General features: G+C 72.1%; 20 protein-coding genes. 6 read left to right on the top strand and 14 right to left on the bottom strand.

What is annotated here, in order from left to right:
- The first annotated feature begins 116 nt into the window (after positions 1-116).
- The 4 genes from ACFWOG_RS02625 to ACFWOG_RS02610 are packed head-to-tail and all read left to right on the top strand — an operon-like array spanning position 117 to position 3,227.
- Entirely contained in the window at positions 117-1,079 is a 963-nt protein-coding gene (locus ACFWOG_RS02625; RefSeq protein WP_329951510.1) for a metal ABC transporter substrate-binding protein, read from the top strand.
- A gap of 17 nt (positions 1,080-1,096) precedes the next feature.
- Positions 1,097-1,864, top strand: a complete 768-nt coding sequence (locus ACFWOG_RS02620; RefSeq protein ID WP_329879026.1) for a metal ABC transporter ATP-binding protein — start codon at positions 1,097-1,099, stop codon at positions 1,862-1,864.
- A complete protein-coding gene (locus ACFWOG_RS02615) occupies positions 1,861-2,781 on the top strand; it encodes a metal ABC transporter permease (protein WP_355402302.1) in 921 nt (306 codons plus the stop codon). Before ACFWOG_RS02620 ends, ACFWOG_RS02615 begins: the two co-directional genes overlap by 4 nt.
- Before the next feature lie 35 nt (positions 2,782-2,816).
- A complete protein-coding gene (locus tag ACFWOG_RS02610) occupies positions 2,817-3,227 on the top strand; it encodes a Fur family transcriptional regulator (RefSeq protein WP_327676752.1) in 411 nt (136 codons plus the stop codon).
- A gap of 98 nt (positions 3,228-3,325) precedes the next feature.
- Here the strand turns inward: ACFWOG_RS02610 and ACFWOG_RS02605 are convergent, their stop codons facing one another.
- The 4 genes from ACFWOG_RS02605 to leuA form a co-directional block, all read right to left on the bottom strand.
- The gene (locus tag ACFWOG_RS02605) at positions 3,326-4,195 is read right to left on the bottom strand and encodes an isoprenyl transferase (RefSeq protein WP_329885197.1); all 870 of its coding nucleotides are present in this window, start codon (positions 4,193-4,195) and stop codon (positions 3,326-3,328) included.
- A 4-nt stretch (positions 4,196-4,199) separates the two neighbouring features.
- A complete protein-coding gene (recO, locus tag ACFWOG_RS02600; RefSeq protein ID WP_329885196.1) occupies positions 4,200-4,946 on the bottom strand; it encodes a DNA repair protein RecO in 747 nt (248 codons plus the stop codon).
- A 334-nt stretch (positions 4,947-5,280) separates the two neighbouring features.
- On the bottom strand, positions 5,281-5,820 hold the full coding sequence (locus ACFWOG_RS02595; RefSeq protein WP_355402299.1) for a TerB family tellurite resistance protein: 540 nt from the start codon (positions 5,818-5,820) through the stop codon (positions 5,281-5,283).
- A gap of 435 nt (positions 5,821-6,255) precedes the next feature.
- Positions 6,256-8,052 carry a 2-isopropylmalate synthase gene (gene leuA / locus ACFWOG_RS02590; RefSeq protein ID WP_380353974.1) on the bottom strand — a complete coding sequence of 599 codons (1,797 nt, stop codon included), beginning with the start codon at positions 8,050-8,052 and terminating at the stop codon, positions 6,256-6,258.
- 334 nt (positions 8,053-8,386) lie between these two features.
- On the opposite strand from leuA, the gene ACFWOG_RS02585 reads away from it, so the two are divergent.
- The gene (locus ACFWOG_RS02585; RefSeq protein ID WP_380353972.1) at positions 8,387-9,406 is read left to right on the top strand and encodes a M4 family metallopeptidase; all 1,020 of its coding nucleotides are present in this window, start codon (positions 8,387-8,389) and stop codon (positions 9,404-9,406) included.
- 67 nt (positions 9,407-9,473) lie between these two features.
- The gene (locus ACFWOG_RS02580; protein WP_329885193.1) at positions 9,474-9,740 is read left to right on the top strand and encodes a protealysin inhibitor emfourin; all 267 of its coding nucleotides are present in this window, start codon (positions 9,474-9,476) and stop codon (positions 9,738-9,740) included.
- 132 nt (positions 9,741-9,872) lie between these two features.
- On the opposite strand, the gene ACFWOG_RS02575 is transcribed toward ACFWOG_RS02580, so the two are convergent.
- The 10 genes from ACFWOG_RS02575 to ACFWOG_RS02530 all read right to left on the bottom strand — a co-directional run bounded on the left by ACFWOG_RS02575 (position 9,873) and on the right by ACFWOG_RS02530 (position 17,324).
- Positions 9,873-10,586, bottom strand: coding sequence for an alpha/beta fold hydrolase (locus ACFWOG_RS02575; RefSeq protein WP_355402292.1), 714 nt, complete (start codon positions 10,584-10,586; stop codon positions 9,873-9,875).
- Between the two features lie 46 nt (positions 10,587-10,632).
- Positions 10,633-11,562, bottom strand: coding sequence for a GTPase Era (gene era, locus ACFWOG_RS02570; RefSeq protein WP_329885191.1), 930 nt, complete (start codon positions 11,560-11,562; stop codon positions 10,633-10,635).
- Positions 11,563-11,617: 55 nt separating this feature from the next.
- Positions 11,618-11,779, bottom strand: coding sequence for a hypothetical protein (locus ACFWOG_RS02565; RefSeq protein ID WP_329951505.1), 162 nt, complete (start codon positions 11,777-11,779; stop codon positions 11,618-11,620).
- A gap of 207 nt (positions 11,780-11,986) precedes the next feature.
- Positions 11,987-12,340, bottom strand: a complete 354-nt coding sequence (locus tag ACFWOG_RS02560) for a cytidine deaminase (RefSeq protein ID WP_329885189.1) — start codon at positions 12,338-12,340, stop codon at positions 11,987-11,989.
- Between the two features lie 35 nt (positions 12,341-12,375).
- Positions 12,376-12,915, bottom strand: coding sequence for a DUF4383 domain-containing protein (locus ACFWOG_RS02555; protein ID WP_329885188.1), 540 nt, complete (start codon positions 12,913-12,915; stop codon positions 12,376-12,378).
- Positions 12,916-12,927: 12 nt separating this feature from the next.
- Positions 12,928-13,164: a hypothetical protein gene (locus ACFWOG_RS02550; protein WP_329885187.1), complete on the bottom strand. Its 237-nt coding sequence runs from the start codon at positions 13,162-13,164 to the stop codon at positions 12,928-12,930.
- Positions 13,165-13,197: 33 nt separating this feature from the next.
- The gene (locus ACFWOG_RS02545; RefSeq protein ID WP_329885186.1) at positions 13,198-14,523 is read right to left on the bottom strand and encodes a hemolysin family protein; all 1,326 of its coding nucleotides are present in this window, start codon (positions 14,521-14,523) and stop codon (positions 13,198-13,200) included.
- Between the two features lie 19 nt (positions 14,524-14,542).
- Entirely contained in the window at positions 14,543-15,037 is a 495-nt protein-coding gene (ybeY, locus tag ACFWOG_RS02540; protein ID WP_238741059.1) for an rRNA maturation RNase YbeY, read from the bottom strand.
- A 14-nt stretch (positions 15,038-15,051) separates the two neighbouring features.
- Positions 15,052-16,170 carry a PhoH family protein gene (locus ACFWOG_RS02535; RefSeq protein ID WP_380353965.1) on the bottom strand — a complete coding sequence of 373 codons (1,119 nt, stop codon included), beginning with the start codon at positions 16,168-16,170 and terminating at the stop codon, positions 15,052-15,054.
- Between the two features lie 230 nt (positions 16,171-16,400).
- The gene (locus ACFWOG_RS02530; protein ID WP_329885185.1) at positions 16,401-17,324 is read right to left on the bottom strand and encodes a ribonuclease Z; all 924 of its coding nucleotides are present in this window, start codon (positions 17,322-17,324) and stop codon (positions 16,401-16,403) included.
- Between the last annotated feature and the right edge of the window lie 2 nt (positions 17,325-17,326).

The following is a 17,326-nucleotide window of genomic DNA, read 5'->3' as shown; positions in this document are numbered from 1 at the left end:
CATATGGGTACAGGGTTCAAATCGGTATCGCCGGTACCTGCCCACCCACCGTCACCACCCGTTCACCCGTCCGAGTGATTTGACAATCATTTCCATCTAATCTGAGAATGGTTGTCATGATGATCCGACGACGTACTCGCAGTGCCATAGCCCTGACCGCCACCGCCCTCACCGCCGCCCTCGCCCTGACGGCCTGCGGCAGCACCGGCAGCGCCCAGGGCTCGGACGGCAAGCTGAACGTCGTCGCGTCCTTCTATCCCATGGAGTTCCTCGCCACCCAGATCGGCGGCGAGCACGTGAAGGTCACCGGCCTCACCGCCGCCGGCGTCGAGCCGCACGACCTGGAGCTCACCGCCAAGCAGGTCGCCAACGTCAAGAAGGCCGACGCGGTCGTCTACCTCAAGGGCCTCCAGCCCACCGTCGACAAGGCGGTCGCCGACTCCGGCGCCAAGCACAAGGTCGACGCCACCGCCGCCAGCCCGCTGGAGGACCACCACCTGGCGGAGGGCCACTCCGAGGGCGACGGCCACGACCACGACGAGGCCGCGGGCGACCCGCACATCTGGCTCGACCCGACCCGCTACGCGGCGGTCGCCAAGAGCGTCGGCGCCGAACTGGCCAAGGCCGACCCGGCCCACGCCGCCGACTACCAGAAGAACACCGACGAGCTGGTCGGCCGGCTGACCACCCTGGACCAGGAGTTCCGGGACGGCCTCAAGGACGTCAGGACCCGCACCTTCGTCACCAGCCACGCCGCCTTCGGCTACCTCGCCGAGCACTACGGCCTCACCCAGGTCGCCATCAACGGCGTGGACCCGGAGTCCGAGCCCACCCCGGCCCGCCTCGCCGACGTGCAGAAGGCCGCCAAGGAGAACGGCGTCACCACGATCTTCTTCGAAACCCTGGTCAGCCCCAAGCTCGCCGACACCGTCGCCAAGGACCTCGGCCTCAAGACCGCCGTCCTGGACCCGCTGGAGGGCGTCAAGGACCCGGCCAAGGACACCTACCTCACGGTCATGAAGCAGAACCTCACCAACCTCCAGGCCGCCCTCGGCGCGACCACCAGCGCCGCTAGCTGACGGGACGACACCACGCCATGACCTCCCCGACACCCCCGGCCGTCCGCCTCCACGACGCCGTCGCCTCGCGCGGCGGCCGGCCGGTGCTGCGCGGCGTCGACCTCACCGTCCGCCCCGGTGAGGTCGTCGCGCTGCTCGGCGCCAACGGCTCCGGCAAGTCCACCACCGTCAAGGCCGTCACCGGCGCCGTCCCGCTGGAGCGCGGCGGGCTGGAGCTGTTCGGCACCCCGTTCGCCCGGTTCCGCTCCTGGCACCGCATCGGGTACGTGCCGCAGCGCACCACGGCCGCCTCCGGTGTCCCGGCCACCGTCCGGGAGGTCGTCTCCACCGGGCGGCTGCCGCTGCACCGCCTGCTGCCGTTCCGGCGCCGGGACCGCGCCGCCGTCGACCGCGCCCTGGCCGCCGTCGGCATGCTGGACCGGGCCCGGGACGGCGTCGCCGACCTCTCCGGCGGCCAGCAGCAGCGGGTGCTGATCGCCCGCGCCCTGGCCGGCACCCCGGACCTGCTGATCATGGACGAGCCGATGGCCGGGGTGGACTCCGCCAGCCAGCAGGTACTCGCCGACACCCTGCGCACCGAGGTCGCCCGCGGCGCCGCCGTGCTGCTCGTGCTGCACGAACTCGGGCCGCTGGAGCCGCTGATCGACCGCGCGGTGGTGCTCCGCGACGGCTGCGTCGCGCACGACGGTCCGCCCGTCCCCAACACCGGCCTGCACGCCCTGCCCGGCCACGACCACGTCCACCCGCACGCCGATCTTCACCACACCCGGGGACTGCTGGCATGACCGAGATGCTCAGTTACGACTTCATGCAGCGGGCGCTGCTCGCCGCCGTCCTGGTCGGCATCACCGCGCCCGCCGTCGGCATCTACCTGGTCCAGCGGCGCCAGGCCCTGCTGGGCGACGGCATGGGGCACGTCGCGATGACCGGCGTCGGCCTCGGCTTCATCTTCAACACCAGCCCGGTCTGGATGGCCGTCCTGGTCTGCGTGCTCGGCGCCGTCACCATGGAGCTGGTCCGCTCCCGCGGCAACCAGCGCGGCGACATCGCCCTGGCGATGCTCTTCTACGGCGGCATGGCCTGCGGGAAGCTGCTGGTCTCCAAGTCCGCCCAGGCCGGGGCCGGCTCGCTGGAGAGCTACCTCTGGGGCTCCATCCTGACCGTCTCGCCCTCCGACCTGGCCACCATCGGCGCACTCGGCGCCGTCGTCATCGCCGTCACCCTCGGCCTGCGCCGCCAGCTCTTCGCGATCTGCCAGGACGAGGACTTCGCCAAGGTCACCGGCGTACCGGTGCGGTTCCTCAACCTGCTGCTCGCCGTGATGGCGGCGGTCACCGTCACGGTCGCCATGCGGGTGGTCGGCCTGCTGCTGGTCAGCGCGCTGATGGTGGTCCCGGTGGTCGCGGCCCAGCAGCTCACCCGGTCCTTCGCCGCCACCCAGGCCGGCTCGATCGCGGTCGGCGTGCTCGTCGCGCTGGCCGGCGTCACCGGCTCCTACCACCTGGACGTGCCCTCCGGCCCGGCCATCGTGCTGCTCGCCATCGCGGTGTTCGCCGTGTTCAGCGCGATCGCCGCACCCCTGGCCAGGCGCAGGCACCGGGACACCCCCGACGCGGGGCCGCAGGTCTGCGACGTCCAACTGCCCGGCCCGGACCGGTCCGACGCGACCGCTCCGACGTCGAGTGCGGGGCTGGCACAATGAGGTGCGAGACGCCCACCACCCCAGGAGGACCCACGGTGACCACCGCAGGCCCGTCGCCGCGTGCCCGCTCGACCCGGCAGCGAGCCGCCGTCTCGGCGGCCCTGGACGAGATCGAGGACTTCCGCAGCGCGCAGGAGCTCCACGACATGCTCAAGCACCGGGGTGACTCGGTCGGCCTGACCACCGTCTACCGGACCCTGCAGTCACTCGCCGACGCCGGCGAGGTCGACGTGCTGCGCACCGCCGACGGCGAGGCCGTGTACCGCCGGTGCAGCAGCGGGCACCACCACCACCTGGTCTGCCGCCAGTGCGGTGCCACCGTCGAGGTCGAGGGTCCGGCGGTGGAACGCTGGGCCAACTCGGTCGCCGCCGAGCACGGGTTCAGTGACATCGCACACACCCTGGAGATCTTCGGCACCTGCGCGGAGTGCGCCAAGAAGGCCTGAACCGGCCGACGCGGAAGGGCCCGTGGGAACCGTCCCACGGGCCCTTCCGCACGCCCGGGAGGACCGGGCCACCACCGCCGTGGCGCAACGCTGCGGGCTCAGCGCTGCGCCGGCAGCTCGGGCCCGGCCTCGACCTCGTTCGGCACCGCCCCGCCGAACCGGCGGTCACGCCTCGCGTACTGCTCGCAGGCCCGCCAGAGGTCCCGGCGGTCGAAGTCCGGCCAGAGCACGTCCTGGAACACGAACTCGGCGTACGCCGACTGCCAGAGCAGGAAGTTCGACGTCCGCTGCTCGCCGCTGGGGCGCAGGAAGAGGTCCACGTCCGGCATGTCCGGGTGGTACAGGTACTTGCCGAGGGTCTTCTCGTTGACCTTCTTCGGGTCCAGCTTCCCGGCCGCGACATCGGCCGCGAGGGCCGCCGCGGCGTCCGCGATCTCGGCCCGGCCACCGTAGTTGACGCACATGTACAGCGTGACGGCGTCGTTGTCCCTGGTCTGCTCCTCGGCGACCTGGAGCTCCTGGACGACGCTCTTCCACAGCTTCGGCATCCGGCCGGCCCAGCGGACCCGCACGCCCATCGCGTCCATCTCGTCCCGGCGGCGGTGGATGACGTCCCGGTTGAAGTTCATCAGGAACTTCACCTCGTCGGGCGAGCGCTTCCAGTTCTCGGTGGAGAACGCGTACAGCGAGATGTTCTTCACGCCGAGCTCGATCGCGCCCTTGAGGACGTCCAGCACCACGGCCTCGCCGACCTTGTGGCCCTCGGTGCGCGGCAGCCCGCGTTCCTTGGCCCAGCGGCCGTTGCCGTCCATGACGATCGCGACGTGGTGGGGGACCAGCTCGGCGGGGATCTGCGGGGGCCGGGCGCCGCTGGGGTGCGGGGTCGGGGGGAGGTACTCGCCCCCGGCCTTCGGCCGGGGGGACCCCCAGCTGCTTTCGCCTCCACCGAAGAGCCGTCGCGCTGCCATGTGCTCACTTCTCCACGTATCTCATCGAGCGGATGCCCCGCTCCAGGTGCCACTGCAGGTAGGCCGCGACCAGGCCGCTGCCCTCCCGCCAGTACCTCGGCTCGCAGGCGTCGGCCGTCTGCCAGTCCCCTGACAGCAGTGCCCCGAGCAGTACCAGTGTCTCAGGGGAGGGTACGGCACATCCGGGCACCCGGCAGTCCGGGCAGAGCACCCCGCCCGCCTGGAGCGAGAAGAACCGGTTGGGGCCCTCCAGGCCGCACTTGGCACAGTCGTCGAAGGTCGCGCCGTACCCGTTGACCGCCAGCGAGCGCAGCAGGAAGGCGTCCAGCACCAGGTGCGACTCGTGCAGCCCGGCGGCCAGCGTGCGCAGCCCGCCGACCAGGAGGAGGTACTGCTGGACGGCCGGCTGGCCCTCGTTCTCGGCGAACCGCTCCGCCGTCTCCAGCATCGCGGTGCCGGCGGTGTAGCGGCCGTAGTCGGTGACGATAGAGCCGCCGTACGGGGCGATCGTCTCCACCTGGGTGCAGAGCGGCAGCCCGCGGCCGATCAGGTCGCTCCCCCGGCTGAAGAACTGCACGTCCACGTGCGAGAACGGCTCCAGGCGCGCACCGAACTTGGACTTGGTCTTGCGCACCCCGCGCGCCACCGCGCGGACCTTGCCGTGGTGGCGGGTGAGCAGGGTGATGATCCGGTCGGCCTCGCCGAGCTTCTGTGCCCGGAGCACCACGCCGTCGTCCCGGAACAGGCTCATGCCACCGCCTCGCCGCGGCCGTCGAACAGTGTGGACATCCCACCATTCTCCCCCACCGGCGGGGACAGCCGTGTGCCCGCACCGGGGCCGTGGGGGGACGCCCGATCGGTGCGGGTCACGGCGGGCCCTGGGGGGGTAGGGCCCGGTTTGTGGGGGTCCGGGGTCGGCCGGAGTCGTTCCTCACGGCCAGGTGGTGCGGACGGAAGGGCGGGGACGGGAAGGCGCGGGCGGGAGAACACGGACCCGAGGGCGGGCCGGACGCGGGAGAGGACGGACGGGAGGGCGGTCGGGTCCGGGTCTAGTGCGAGGTCCGGGTCTAGTGCGAGGTGCGGGTCTAGTGCGAGGTGCGGGTCGCCGCTTCCAGCAGCACCCCGACCCGCGCCTGCGGCAGGTCCAGACAGCGCCCGACGGCGGCCAGCGCGTCCCGCTCCTGCGGCCGGTAGCGGCCGTCGGCCAGCGCGATCGCCGCGCCCTGGAGCAGCAGCCGTTCACGGCCCTGGTGGGCCAGGTGCGGGGCGAGCGGTTCGAGCACGGCGTGCAGTTCCACGGCCAGGCCGCCGGAATCGTCCAACCTGTCGCCGGGGGCTCCCCCCACCTCGTGGGCCTCGTACAGCTCCCCGCCGAGGCCGGAGAGCGCGGCCAGGGCGGCCAGCACCTGGGCCTCCCCGCAGTCCTCGAAGCCGGCGTCCCGGACGGCCGCGCAGGCCGCCTCGCGGGCCGCGCGGTGCGCGGTTCCGCCGGCCGCCAGCATGACGAGCGCCACGGTGTACTGCGCGTCGCGCAGCATCCCGCCCAGACGCACGCAGGTGGGCTGCTCCAGGCTCTCCACGCCGAACCGGCCGTGGCAGCTGGTGCACTGCACGCTGCCGACCACCGGACCGAGCGGAAGCACCGGGGTCCCCAACAACCGCAGCCACCGCCGGCCGTGCTGCCGGCGGTAGTTGCGGTCGCCGCCGCAGCCCGGACAGTAGAAGTCACCGAGAACGTCAGTCCGCCACCTCGGGCGAACACCCCACATCCCTGTCACGGCGCCACTCCCCAGACATGGCAGGCGGCCTGCACAACAATGGGCAGGTCACGCGACCGGCCACCGGGCCGTCCCACCGACCCGGCTTACCGGTGGGTCGATGTTGCCACGGTTGCCGACACGTGTCAGTACCTCGAACGGCTCGATCACCGAAAAAATGTGGCGCAGGCCACAACCTGCCAGACCGGGCCGCCCGCAGCCCCGCCCCGGCCTCCGCGAACACCACCGCGAACGCCGCCGGGCCGCCCCGCAGGACGGCCCGGCAGCCACCACCCGTACGAACTACCCGCGCTGCGCCCGGTTGACGGCGCTGATCATCGCCTTCAGCGAGGCCAGCACGGTGTTGCCGTCGATGCCCACGCCCCACAGCACCCGGCCGTCCACCGCGCACTCCACGTACGCGGCGGCCTGGGCGTCGCCGCCCTCGCTCAGCGCGTGCTCGGCGTAGTCCAGCACCCGGACGTCCACGCCGATCTGCCCCAGCGCGTCGGCGAAGGCGGAGACCGGGCCGTTGCCGGTGCCGGACAGGGGGACCGGCACGCCGTCCACCACGGCCTCGGCGGTCAGCGCGTCCCGGCCGTCCTCGGTGGTCAGGGTGCGCGAGCCGCTCAGCGCGATGCGGCCCCAGGGGTTGCCGGTGGTCGGCAGGTACTCGTCCTCGAAGACCGCCCAGATCGCGGCCGGGGTGACCTCGCCGCCCTCGGCGTCGGTCTTGGCCTGGATGATCCGGGAGAACTCGATCTGCATCCGGCGCGGCAGGTCCAGCTTGTGGTCGTTCTTCAGGACGTACGCCACGCCGCCCTTGCCGGACTGGCTGTTGACCCGGATGACCGCCTCGTAGGTGCGGCCGACGTCCTTCGGGTCGATCGGCAGGTACGGCACGCCCCAGGTGTGCTCACCGACCGGCACGCCGGCCGCCGCGGCGTCCGCCTCCAGGGCGTCGAAGCCCTTCTTGATGGCGTCCTGGTGCGAGCCCGAGAAGGAGGTGTACACCAGGTCGCCGGCGTACGGGTGGCGCGGGTGCACCTCCATCTGGTTGCAGTACTCGGCGGTGCGGCGGACCTCGTCGATGTCGGAGAAGTCGATCTCGGGGTCGACGCCCTGCGAGAACAGGTTCATGCCCAGGGTGACCAGGTCGACGTTGCCGGTCCGCTCGCCCTGCCCGAACAGGCAGCCCTCGATCCGGTCGGCACCGGCCATGTAGGCCAGCTCGGCGGAGGCGACGGCGGTACCGCGGTCGTTGTGCGGGTGCACCGACAGACAGACGGACTCGCGCCGCGACAGGTGGCGCGACATCCACTCGAACTGGTCGGCCTGGACGTTCGGGGTGGCCCGCTCGATGGTGGCCGGCAGGTTCAGGATGATCTCGCGGCCCTCGCCGGGCTGCCAGACGTCCATCACCGCCTCGCAGACCTCCAGCGCGAAGTCCAGCTCGGTGTCGACGAAGATCTCCGGCGAGTACTGGTAGCCGAAGACGGTGTCCTCGCCCAGCAGCTTGTCGGCGTACTCCATCACCAGCCGGGTGCCGTCGACGGCGATCGCCTTGGTGGCGGCCCGGTCGTTGCGGAACACCACCCGGCGGAACAGCGGCGCGGTCGCGTTGTACAGGTGGACGGTCGCGCGCGGGGCCCCGACCAGCGACTCGACGGTCTTCTCGATCAGCTCCTCGCGGGCCTGCGTCAGCACCGAGATGGTGACGTCCGCGGGGATCGCCCCCTCCTCGATCAGCGAGCGGACGAACGCGTGGTCGGTGGCCCCCGAGGAGGGGAACCCGACCTCGATCTCCTTGTAGCCCATCCGGACCAGCAGGTCGAACATCTGCCGCTTGCGGGCCGGGGACATCGGGTCGATCAGCGCCTGGTTGCCGTCCCGCAGGTCGGTGGAGAGCCAGCGCGGCGCCTTGGTGATCACCTTCGACGGCCAGGTGCGGTCCGGCAGGTCGACGGTGCCGAACGGCAGGTACCGGCCGTACCGCATGCCGGACGGCTGCTGGCGTACGGACCCGGCGGTGATCGGGGTGGGGCGGTCGACGAACGCGCGACCGGCGGTGACGGACACGGCGGAGCTCTGCTCGGTCATGGAGGTGAGTCTCGGCTTCCTGTGGTGATGCGGGGCTGGTCGGGGTGGGACGGTCACCCGACTCGGCCGGCCTGCTGCCGCTCGCGACCCGTCGTACGGTCGCCCGATTCAGCGCGCAGCACAGTCCCCGCGGCGAGGGAGCCGGCCCTTGGTGGACTACAGGCCCTCGACGCGGCAGCTAAGAAGAAGCAGCCCATTGCGCATGATGGTCCCCAGCGTAACCCAGGGCCGCACGCCCCCGAAGTGAGCCGGGCGGACATTCCACCCCTTGAGACGGCGCACGGTTCCGTCCGCGCCGGTGACAACACGTCATCAATGCCTCACGCTTGGCCACATGACAGCCGAACCGCCGCTCTGTGCGATCGTTCCGCCGTACGTCCTGGACCGCCTCGCCGAGGACGGTCACGCCCCCGCCACCCGCTCCCTCGCCCTGGACGCCGTCCACCGCACCACGCGGCTCACCGCCGTCCCCCGCCAGCCCGCCGCCGACCGTCTGGAGCGGGTGATCTCGGACGCCGGACACCGCGAGCGCCTGCCCGGCCGGGTCGTCCGGCGGGAGGGCGATCCGGCCCTCCCCGACCAGTCCGTCAACCACGCCTACGACGGCCTCGGCGCCACCTACGCGCTGTTCTCCGACGTGTACGGGCGGCACTCCGTCGACGACCAGGGTCTGCGCCTCGACGCCACCGTGCACTACGGCCGGGACTACGACAACGCCTTCTGGGACGGCCACCGGATGGTCTTCGGCGACGGCGACGGCGAGGTGTTCGGCGACTTCACCGCCTGCATCGACGTCATCGGCCACGAACTCGCCCACGGTGTCACGCAGTTCACCGCCGGCCTGGAGTACCGGGGGCAGTCCGGCGCGCTCAACGAGTCGGTCTCGGACGTCTTCGGCTCGTTGGTCAAGCAGTACGCGCTGCGGCAGGACGCCGCCGACGCGGACTGGCTGATCGGCGCCGGACTGCTCGCCCCCGGCGTGCAGGGGGTCGCGCTGCGCTCGATGAAGGCGCCCGGGACCGCCTACGACGACCCCCGGCTCGGCAAGGACCCGCAGCCCGCCCATCTGCGCGACTACGTGCACACCACCCGGGACAACGGCGGCGTGCACATCAACTCGGGCATCCCCAACCACGCCTTCTACCTGCTGGCCACCGCACTCGGCGGTCCGGCCTGGGAACGCGCGGGGCGGATCTGGTACGACGCGCTCACCGGCCGCCGGCTGCCCCCCGACGCCGACTTCACCGCCTTCGCCCGGTCCACCGTGGCCGCGGCCGCGGCCCGCTACCCGGAACCGGAGGTGGCGGACACGGTGACCGCGGCCTGGGCGAAGGTGGGCATCAGTCCGGGTTGAGCCGCGCTTAAGTCAAGGTCCGGGAAAACCCCGGCAAACGGCTTCCCCGGGTAGCACCATGGACACCATGCGCATCCAGGTGACCCGGACCGGCGGCTTCGCGGGACTCGTCCGCCACGCGGAGCTAGACACCACCGAGCGGACGGACGCCCCGCATGTGCACGCACTCGCCCGCGAGGCCGTCGCGGGCGGGCTGCGGTCCCCCTCGTACGGCGTGCCCGACGGCTTCCACTACGAGATCACCGTCGACGGGCGGACGGTGCACTGCGCCGACCCGAAACTCACCGAGTCGCAGCGCGAGCTGGTCTCCCTGGTGCTGCGCGAGGGCGCGTAGCGCTGCCCGCGTGCCCGGGGCCACTCCCCGGGCGCCGGGGCCCGGCCCCGGGCACCGGCGCGGCATCCGGACGGCCCGCAGCGGCGGCAGCACTCCCGTCCGCCCGCGCCCCCGTACGGGGGCGCGCGCCGGTCAGAGCCAGCCGTCGAGCGAGGCCAGGAAGCCCGTGAGGTCGTCACGGTGGATGGTGTGCCCGGCGCCGGGCACCCTCCGGACCTCGTACCCGACGCCGCGCAGCCGCTCGGCGTCCTCGGGCCCGGTCAGGAAGCTCCGGTCGGGGAGCTGGAGCAGCGACGGCACCGCGGGGGCGCCGGGCAGGACCGCCTGCGCGTAGAAGCCCGCGAGCCCCAGCGCGCTGTCCGGGTCCCAGGCGGCCAGCGTCGCCACTTCGACGTCCACGTCGGCCGCGTCCCAGCGCGGGGCGAGCGCGGCGATCTGCTCCCGGGTCGCCCGCTTGAAGTGGGTGAAGACGCCCGGGTCGAACAGGTCGGACTGGGCGAAGCACCAGGCCGGGTCGGAGTAGACCGCCCGGGCGGGTCGGAGCCGCTCGACCGCCTGCAGCAGGGCCAGGCCGCCGAGCGAGTGACCGACGGCGAGCTCCGCGCCGGTCGGCAGGGTGTCCACCAGGTCCTCGGCCAGCCGCTCGGGCGCGTACCGGTCGGTCGGGGTGGCGCCCTCGCCGCGCGGGCTGGCACCGTGGCCGCGGAGGTCCACGGCGATCACCCGGTAGCCGCGCGCGGCGAGCGCCGGACCGACCGACCGCCAGCTGCGGTGGTCGGACATGATCCCGTGGACCAGCAGGGCGAGCCGGTCCCCCGAGCCCCACTCACAGGTGTGCAGCTTCAATTCCCGCCCCCTGCCGTCCGGTCCGGCCCCCGCTGGTCCGGACTGCTCAGAAGCCCAGCTTACGCAGCTGCTTCGGGTCGCGCTGCCAGTCCTTGGCCACCTTGACGTGCAGGTCCAGGAAGACCGGCGTGCCGAGCAGCGCCTCGATGTGCTTGCGGGCCGTGGTGCCGACGTGCTTGAGCCGCGCGCCCTTGGCCCCGATCACGATCGCCTTCTGGCTCTGGCGCTCGATGTAGACGTTGGCGTGGATGTCCAGCAGCGGACGGTCCGCCGGCCGGCCCTCGCGCGGCAGCATCTCCTCGACGACGACCGCCAGCGAGTGCGGCAGCTCGTCCCGGACGCCCTCCAGGGCCGCCTCGCGGATCAGCTCGGCGACCATGATCTGCTCGGGCTCGTCGGTGAGGTCGCCGTCCGGGTAGAGCGGCATGCCCTCCGGGAGCAGCTTGGTGATCAGCTCGGCGACCAGGTCGACCTGCTTGTCGCCCACGGCGGACACCGGGATGATCTCGGCCCACTCGAAGCCCAGCTCGGCACCGAGCTGGTGGACGGCGATCAGCTGTTCGGCCAGCCGCTTGGAGTCGACCAGGTCGGTCTTGGTGACGATGGCGACCTTGGGGGTCTTCTTGAGCTCGGCGAGCTCCTTGACGATGAACTTGTCACCGGGGCCGAGCTTCTGGTCGGCGGGAAGGCAGAAGCCGATCACGTCGACCTCGGCCCAGGTGGAGCGGACCAGGTCGTTCAGACGCTCGCCGAGCAGGGTGCGCGGCTTGTGCAGGCCGGGGGTGTCGACCAGGACGAGCTGGGCCTCGGGACGGTGCACGATGCCGCGCACGGTGTGCCGGGTGGTCTGCGGACGGTCGGAGGTGATCGCGACCTTCGTCCCCACCAGGGCGTTGGTCAGGGTCGACTTGCCCGCGTTGGGCCTGCCGACGAAGCACGCGAAGCCGGAGCGGTACGAGGAGGAAGGGGCACTCATGCGCCCCATTCTCCCTGATCACGGGGAGCGGGACGGACCGGGCCGCCCCGGGCGGTCACTTCTTCCCCCCTCCGAGGACCGAGGCGAGGCCCCAGACCAGCACGATCAGCAGGAACGAGACCGAACCCCAGAGCCAGAACGGCGAGCCGGTCTCCTGCCATTTGCCCATCCCCATCACGCCCAGCAGCAGTCCCGCGAAGAACGCGAACGGCCCCATCGGTAAGCCCCCTCACCGCAACAACTCCCCGGTGAGATTATCCGCTGAACCGATACGGCAGGGCGCCCGGGGGCCGCCTCCCCGAGCGCCCGGAGCGGACTACGCCCGGACTGCGGACCGAACCGCGGACCGGACCGCGCACCGCCGGCCGGACGGCGCCGGAGCGGCGTCGATCGGCCGCCCCCGCGGCCGCGTCCGGTGCACCGCTCAGCGCGCCTCGACCGAGGCCCGCAGCGTCCCGTCCGGCCCCGCCAGCAGCAGCGGCGTCCCGGCGCCGCCGAGGTCCCGGACCGCGGCCAGATCGGCCTCCGAGGGCTGCTCCGCCTCGCTCACCACGGCCGCGGCCTCCAGCGACCTCGCGCCGCTGGCCACCGCCATCGCCACCGCCGTCTGCACCGCGCTGAGCCGCAGCGACTCCAGGGCGACCGTCCCGGCCACGTACGTCCGGCCGGTCTCGTCACGCACCGCGGCCCCCTCCGCGACGCCGTTGCGGGCGCGGGCGGAGCGGGCCAGGGTGATGATCTTCTTGTCTTCGGGGTCGAGTTCGACGATGTCACTCATGCCCAGGAGCATAGGCGCCCGTCCACGGCCCCGGATCAGTGCCCGATCGGGTTCGGCGGCCCCGGCCGCAGCACCTTCACGAAGGTCTTGGGACCGGACGGCAGCGGCTCCTCGTCCTCGGCCCGCCGGCGCCAGTACGGGTTGTCGTGCGGCAGGTGGCTGCTGACCCGCCCGTACATGCCGAACGTGGTGATCACCAGCCCGAAGACGAACGCGAAGAGCACGTTCGACATCCGGAAGTTCAGGATGTTGGCGTCCGGCCGGCCGAGCACCGTCAGCCCGTAGAAGCCGGAGAGCACGAACAGCACGCCGACCACCATGTTCAGGTTGGACGCGAAGTTCCCGCCGACGACCGCGCCGCCGACCAGGATCGCGCCCACCACGATGGACAGGATGCTCAACGCCCCGTTGGTCGACATCCCCGCGATGCCGTCACCGCTGGTGGACAGGAAGCCCGGATGGTCGGCCAGCCCGAGGCAGCCGAACACGATCAGGAAGATCCCGCCGAGCCCCGCCCCGATCCGCCAGACCGTCGCGAGCTTGTGGTCCACCGGCAGTTCGTCTTGCAGCTTCATGGCTACCTCCGCCTAGGCGTAGGGGTGGCTTCCGTGCATGTGCGGCACCTCGTGCATGTACAGCGAGCCGCACTGCTGGCAGCACCGGAGCCCGGTCCCCCACTCCTGTTCCGGCCGTGTCTCGGCGTCGGCGGGCATGGTGCGCCCGCACAGGGCGGTGGCCGGGTCCCCGTCCCGCACCACGTGCCAGACCTTGACCCCGCCCGCCGTCCCCTGCGGGCCGTACTCCGCGCGAAGTTGGTGAGTCATACCCCCAATCGTCGCCCCCGGAGGACGGGAGCGCTACTCGCCGGCCGCCTGCGCCGCGTCGGCCTGCGCCCTGACCGGCGCGACCACCACGGAGCCGATCCGGTTGCGGCGGCCCGCCGAGCTCTCCGCGGTCAGCCGGATCGCGGTCAGCCCGCCCGGGATCTCCTCCGGCACCGGGATCTCGCAGGACGAACCCGGGATCGGCACCCGTCCCAGGTGCTTGGCGAGCAGGCCGCCGACGGTCTCGACGTCCTCGTCCTCCAGCTCGATCCCGAACAGATCGCCCAGGTCCTCGACCAGCAGCCGCGCCGTGATCCGGTACGAGCCGTCCCCGAGGTCCTCGACCGGCGCGATCTCCCGGTCGTACTCGTCGGTGATCTCACCGACGATCTCCTCCAGGACGTCCTCGATGGTGACCAGCCCGGCGGTACCGCCGTACTCGTCGATCACGATCGCCACGTGCGAGCGCATCTGCTGCATCTCGCGCAGCAGGTCGGCGGCCGGCTTGGAGTCCGGCACGAAGACGGCCGGCCGCAGCACCGCACCCACCTCGTCGGACTCGGAGTCCCGGTTGATGTGGGTGCGCCGCACCAGGTCCTTGAGGTAGACGATGCCGACCACGTCGTCCTCGTTGTCGCCGACCACCGGGATCCGCGAGAAGCCCGAGCGCAACGCCAGGGTGAGCGCCTGCCGGACGGTCTTGTGCCGCTCGATCATCACCAGGTCGGTCCGCGGCACCATCACCTCGCGGACGATGGTGTCGCCCAGCTCGAAGACCGAGTGCACCATCCGGCGCTCGTCGTCCTCGATGACGTCGTTCTTCTCGGCGAGGTCGACCAGCGCCCGCAGCTCGGCCTCGGAGGCGAACGGCCCCTCCTTGTACCCCTTGCCGGGGGTGAGCGCGTTGCCGAGCAGGATCAGCAGCCGTGGGATCGGACCGAGGATCCGGGCCAGCGGCAGCAGCACGAAGGACGCGGCCGTCGCGGTGCTGAGCGGGTGCTGGCGCCCGATCGTGCGCGGCGAGACGCCGACCGCGACGAACGACACCAGCACCATCACCCCGAAGGCCAGCAGCACGGCCTGCCAGGTCGAGTCCAGGCTGCGCACGCAGACCACGGTGACCAGGACGGCCGCCGCCATCTCGCTGGCGACCCGGATCAGGGTCGCCAGGTTGAGGTAGCGGATCGGGTCCGACGCCAGGGCCAGCAGCCGGGCCGACCCCTTCCGGCCGGACCGGACGGCCTCCTCCGCGCGGAACCGGGAGACCCGGGAGATGCCCGCCTCGGCGCACGCGGCCAGCCAGCCGAGCACCACCAGCAGCACGGCACCGAGGATGAAACTCGTACTCTCACCACTCACAGGGGTTCGGGCTCCGCGCTCAGTGGGTGGTGGGGGCGGGCGAGATGCCGCCGAGGCCGCGCCCGGCCCGCCAGCCGTCGAGGATCGCCTTCTGGAGGCCGAACATCTCCTCCTCCTCGTCCGGCTCCTCGTGGTCGTACCCGAGGACGTGCAGCACGCCGTGGACGGTGAGCAGCTGGAGCTCCTCGTCCATCGAGTGCTTGGACGGGGCCGCCTTGCCCTGCTGCTCGGCGACCTCGGGGCAGAGCACGATGTCGCCGAGCAGGCCCTGCGGCAGCTCCTCCCCCTCCTTGCCGGGGCGCAGCTCGTCCATCGGGAACGACATCACGTCGGTCGGGCCGGGGAGGTCCATCCACTGGATGTGCAGCTCCTCCATCGCCGCTCCGTCCACCAGGATCACGGACAGTTCGGACTGCGGGTGGATCCGCATCTTGTCCAGGGCGTAGCGGGCGACGTCGAGGATGGCTTCCTCGTCTGCGTCCCAACCGGACTCGTTGGCGATGTCGATCGACATGACGGGCTGGTTACTCAGCTTTCGGTGCGATGGGACTGTCGGGGTGCGCGCGAGCCGCGCCGCTGGGCCGGCTTGGCCGGGACCGGGTGTTCCTCGGCCTCCTGCCGGGCGTCCCAGCGCTCGTACGCGTCCACGATCCGGCCGACCAGCTTGTGGCGGACCACGTCGGTGCTGGTGAGGACGGAGAAGTGGATGTCGGGCACGTCGACCAGGATCTCCTGGACGACCTTGAGACCGCTGCGGGTGCCGCCCGGGAGGTCGATCTGGCTGGTGTCGCCGGTGACGACCACCCGGGAGTTGAACCCGAGGCGGGTGAGGAACATCTTCATCTGCTCGGGCGAGGTGTTCTGGGCCTCGTCCAGGATGATGAAGGCGTCGTTGAGGGTGCGACCGCGCATGTAGGCGAGCGGGGCGACCTCGATGGTCCCGGCGGCCATCAGGCGCGGGATGGAGTCCGGGTCCATCATGTCGTGCAGCGCGTCGTACAGCGGGCGCAGGTACGGGTCGATCTTCTCGTAGAGGGTGCCGGGCAGGAAGCCCAGCCGCTCCCCCGCCTCGACGGCCGGACGGGTCAGGATGATCCGGTTGACCTCCTTGGCCTGGAGGGCCTGGACGGCCTTGGCCATCGCGAGGTAGGTCTTGCCGGTACCGGCCGGGCCGAGGCCGAAGACGATGGTGTGCTTGTCGATCGCGTCGACGTAGCGCTGCTGGTTGAGGGTCTTGGGACGGATGGTCCGGCCGCGGTTGGACAGGATGTTCGCGGTGAACACCTGCGACGGCGCCGGGCTGTCCGGGTCGTCGACGCCGCTCCGGAGCATGGCGATGGAACGCTCCACGGCGTCCTCCGTCAGGGGTTGGCCGGTGCGGAGCACCAGCATCATCTCGGTGAAGAGCTGCCGGACGAGCGCGACCTCGGCCCGCTCCCCGGTGGCGGTCACCTCGTTGCCGCGGACGTGGATGTCGGCGGCGGGGAAGCCCCGCTCGATCACGCGCAGCAGCGAGTCCGCGGTGCCGAGCAGGGTGACCATCGGATGCTTCTCGGGGATGACGATCCGGGCGCTGACGGAGCCGCCGTCGTCCGCCGGTTCGGGGCGCGACTGTCCGTTGGTACGGGTATGCGATGTGTCACTCATAGGTCGGCGCTGGGGCCTGCCTCATCCCATCCGTGTCTCGTGGGTGCCGCTCGGTCTCTCCGGGGCACCAGGGTACGCCGCGGACGTGATCGCCGCGGCGGGCGGCGGGGCCGCACGCGACGATGCTCCGGCAGATCGGGAGGCGGCGCGAGCGGTTTTCCGTGCTGTTCACGGGCCGCTCCCGACATCACCGCGACCGCCGTCGCGGCCCTGGCGGTCCGCGCGGCCCCTCACCCGCGGTGCCGGGGCGGTACTGGTACCCGCACGAGGTCCTCGGCAAGCACGATCGGGCCCTCGAAGTGCTTGCGGGCGTCGGCGAGGTGCTGGCCGAGGTCCGGGTAGCGCTGGGAGAAGTGGGTCAGCACCAGGGTCCGCGCACCGGCCTCGGCGGCGACCTTGGCGGCCTGGCCGGCGGTGAGGTGGCCGTGGTCGTCGGCGAGCCGCGCGTCGGCGTCGGTGAAGGTCGCCTCGATGACCAGCAGGTCGGCGCCCTCGGCCAGCTCGTGGACGCCCTCGCAGAGCCGGGTGTCCATCACGAAGGCGAACCGCTGGCCCGGCCTGGGCTCGCTGACCTCGTCCAGGGTGACCCGCCGGCCGTCCACCTCGGTCTCGCCCTGGTGCTGGAGCCGGCCGACGGCCGGACCGTAGACGCCCAGGTCGGCGAGGCGCTCCGGCACCAGCCGGCGGCCGTCCGGCTCGCTCAGCCGGTAGCCGAAGGACTCGACGGGGTGGGAGAGCCGGACGGCGTCCAGCACGAACCGGGCGCCGGGCGCGGGCACGGGCCCGGACTCCTCGATCGGGCGGGGGCGCAGCACGGCCGTCTCGTGGAAGGCGGTGGCGTGCCGCAGCCGCTCGAAGTAGACCTCGCCGGAGGCCGGGAAGTAGACGTCGACCGGATGCGGGACGCGGTCCAGGTTGATCCGCTGGATCACCCCGGCCAGGCCCAGGCTGTGGTCGCCGTGGAAGTGCGTGACGGCGATCCGGGTGAGCTGGGTGGCGGAGACCCCGGCGTGCAGCATCTGCCGCTGGGTGCCCTCGCCCGGGTCGAAGAGCAGCCCCTCGCCGTCCCAGCGCAGCAGGTAGCCGTTGTGGTTCCGGTGCCGGGTCGGGACCTGGCTGGCGGTGCCGAGGACGACGAGTTCGCGCTGCGACACGC

Source organism: Kitasatospora sp. NPDC058406 (genome assembly GCF_042722765.1).
In the GTDB taxonomy this organism is placed as follows: domain Bacteria; phylum Actinomycetota; class Actinomycetes; order Streptomycetales; family Streptomycetaceae; genus Kitasatospora.
This window is presented reverse-complemented; position numbering and strand designations above follow the sequence as displayed.

Coding starts and splice junctions, on each gene's coding strand:
- ACFWOG_RS02620 (WP_329879026.1), top strand. CDS start 1,097: ATGACCTCCCCGACACCCCCGGCCGTCCGCCTCCACGACGCCGTCGCC.
- ACFWOG_RS02625 (WP_329951510.1), top strand. CDS start 117: ATGATGATCCGACGACGTACTCGCAGTGCCATAGCCCTGACCGCCACC.
- ACFWOG_RS02560 (WP_329885189.1), bottom strand. CDS start 12,340: ATGAGTGACATCGTCGAACTCGACCCCGAAGACAAGAAGATCATCACC.
- ACFWOG_RS02565 (WP_329951505.1), bottom strand. CDS start 11,779: ATGGGGCCGTTCGCGTTCTTCGCGGGACTGCTGCTGGGCGTGATGGGG.
- ybeY (WP_238741059.1), bottom strand. CDS start 15,037: ATGTCGATCGACATCGCCAACGAGTCCGGTTGGGACGCAGACGAGGAA.
- ACFWOG_RS02555 (WP_329885188.1), bottom strand. CDS start 12,915: ATGAAGCTGCAAGACGAACTGCCGGTGGACCACAAGCTCGCGACGGTC.
- era (WP_329885191.1), bottom strand. CDS start 11,562: ATGAGTGCCCCTTCCTCCTCGTACCGCTCCGGCTTCGCGTGCTTCGTC.
- ACFWOG_RS02605 (WP_329885197.1), bottom strand. CDS start 4,195: ATGGCAGCGCGACGGCTCTTCGGTGGAGGCGAAAGCAGCTGGGGGTCC.
- leuA (WP_380353974.1), bottom strand. CDS start 8,052: ATGACCGAGCAGAGCTCCGCCGTGTCCGTCACCGCCGGTCGCGCGTTC.
- ACFWOG_RS02585 (WP_380353972.1), top strand. CDS start 8,387: ATGACAGCCGAACCGCCGCTCTGTGCGATCGTTCCGCCGTACGTCCTG.
- ACFWOG_RS02550 (WP_329885187.1), bottom strand. CDS start 13,164: ATGACTCACCAACTTCGCGCGGAGTACGGCCCGCAGGGGACGGCGGGC.
- ACFWOG_RS02580 (WP_329885193.1), top strand. CDS start 9,474: ATGCGCATCCAGGTGACCCGGACCGGCGGCTTCGCGGGACTCGTCCGC.
- recO (WP_329885196.1), bottom strand. CDS start 4,946: ATGAGCCTGTTCCGGGACGACGGCGTGGTGCTCCGGGCACAGAAGCTC.
- ACFWOG_RS02535 (WP_380353965.1), bottom strand. CDS start 16,170: ATGAGTGACACATCGCATACCCGTACCAACGGACAGTCGCGCCCCGAA.
- ACFWOG_RS02615 (WP_355402302.1), top strand. CDS start 1,861: ATGACCGAGATGCTCAGTTACGACTTCATGCAGCGGGCGCTGCTCGCC.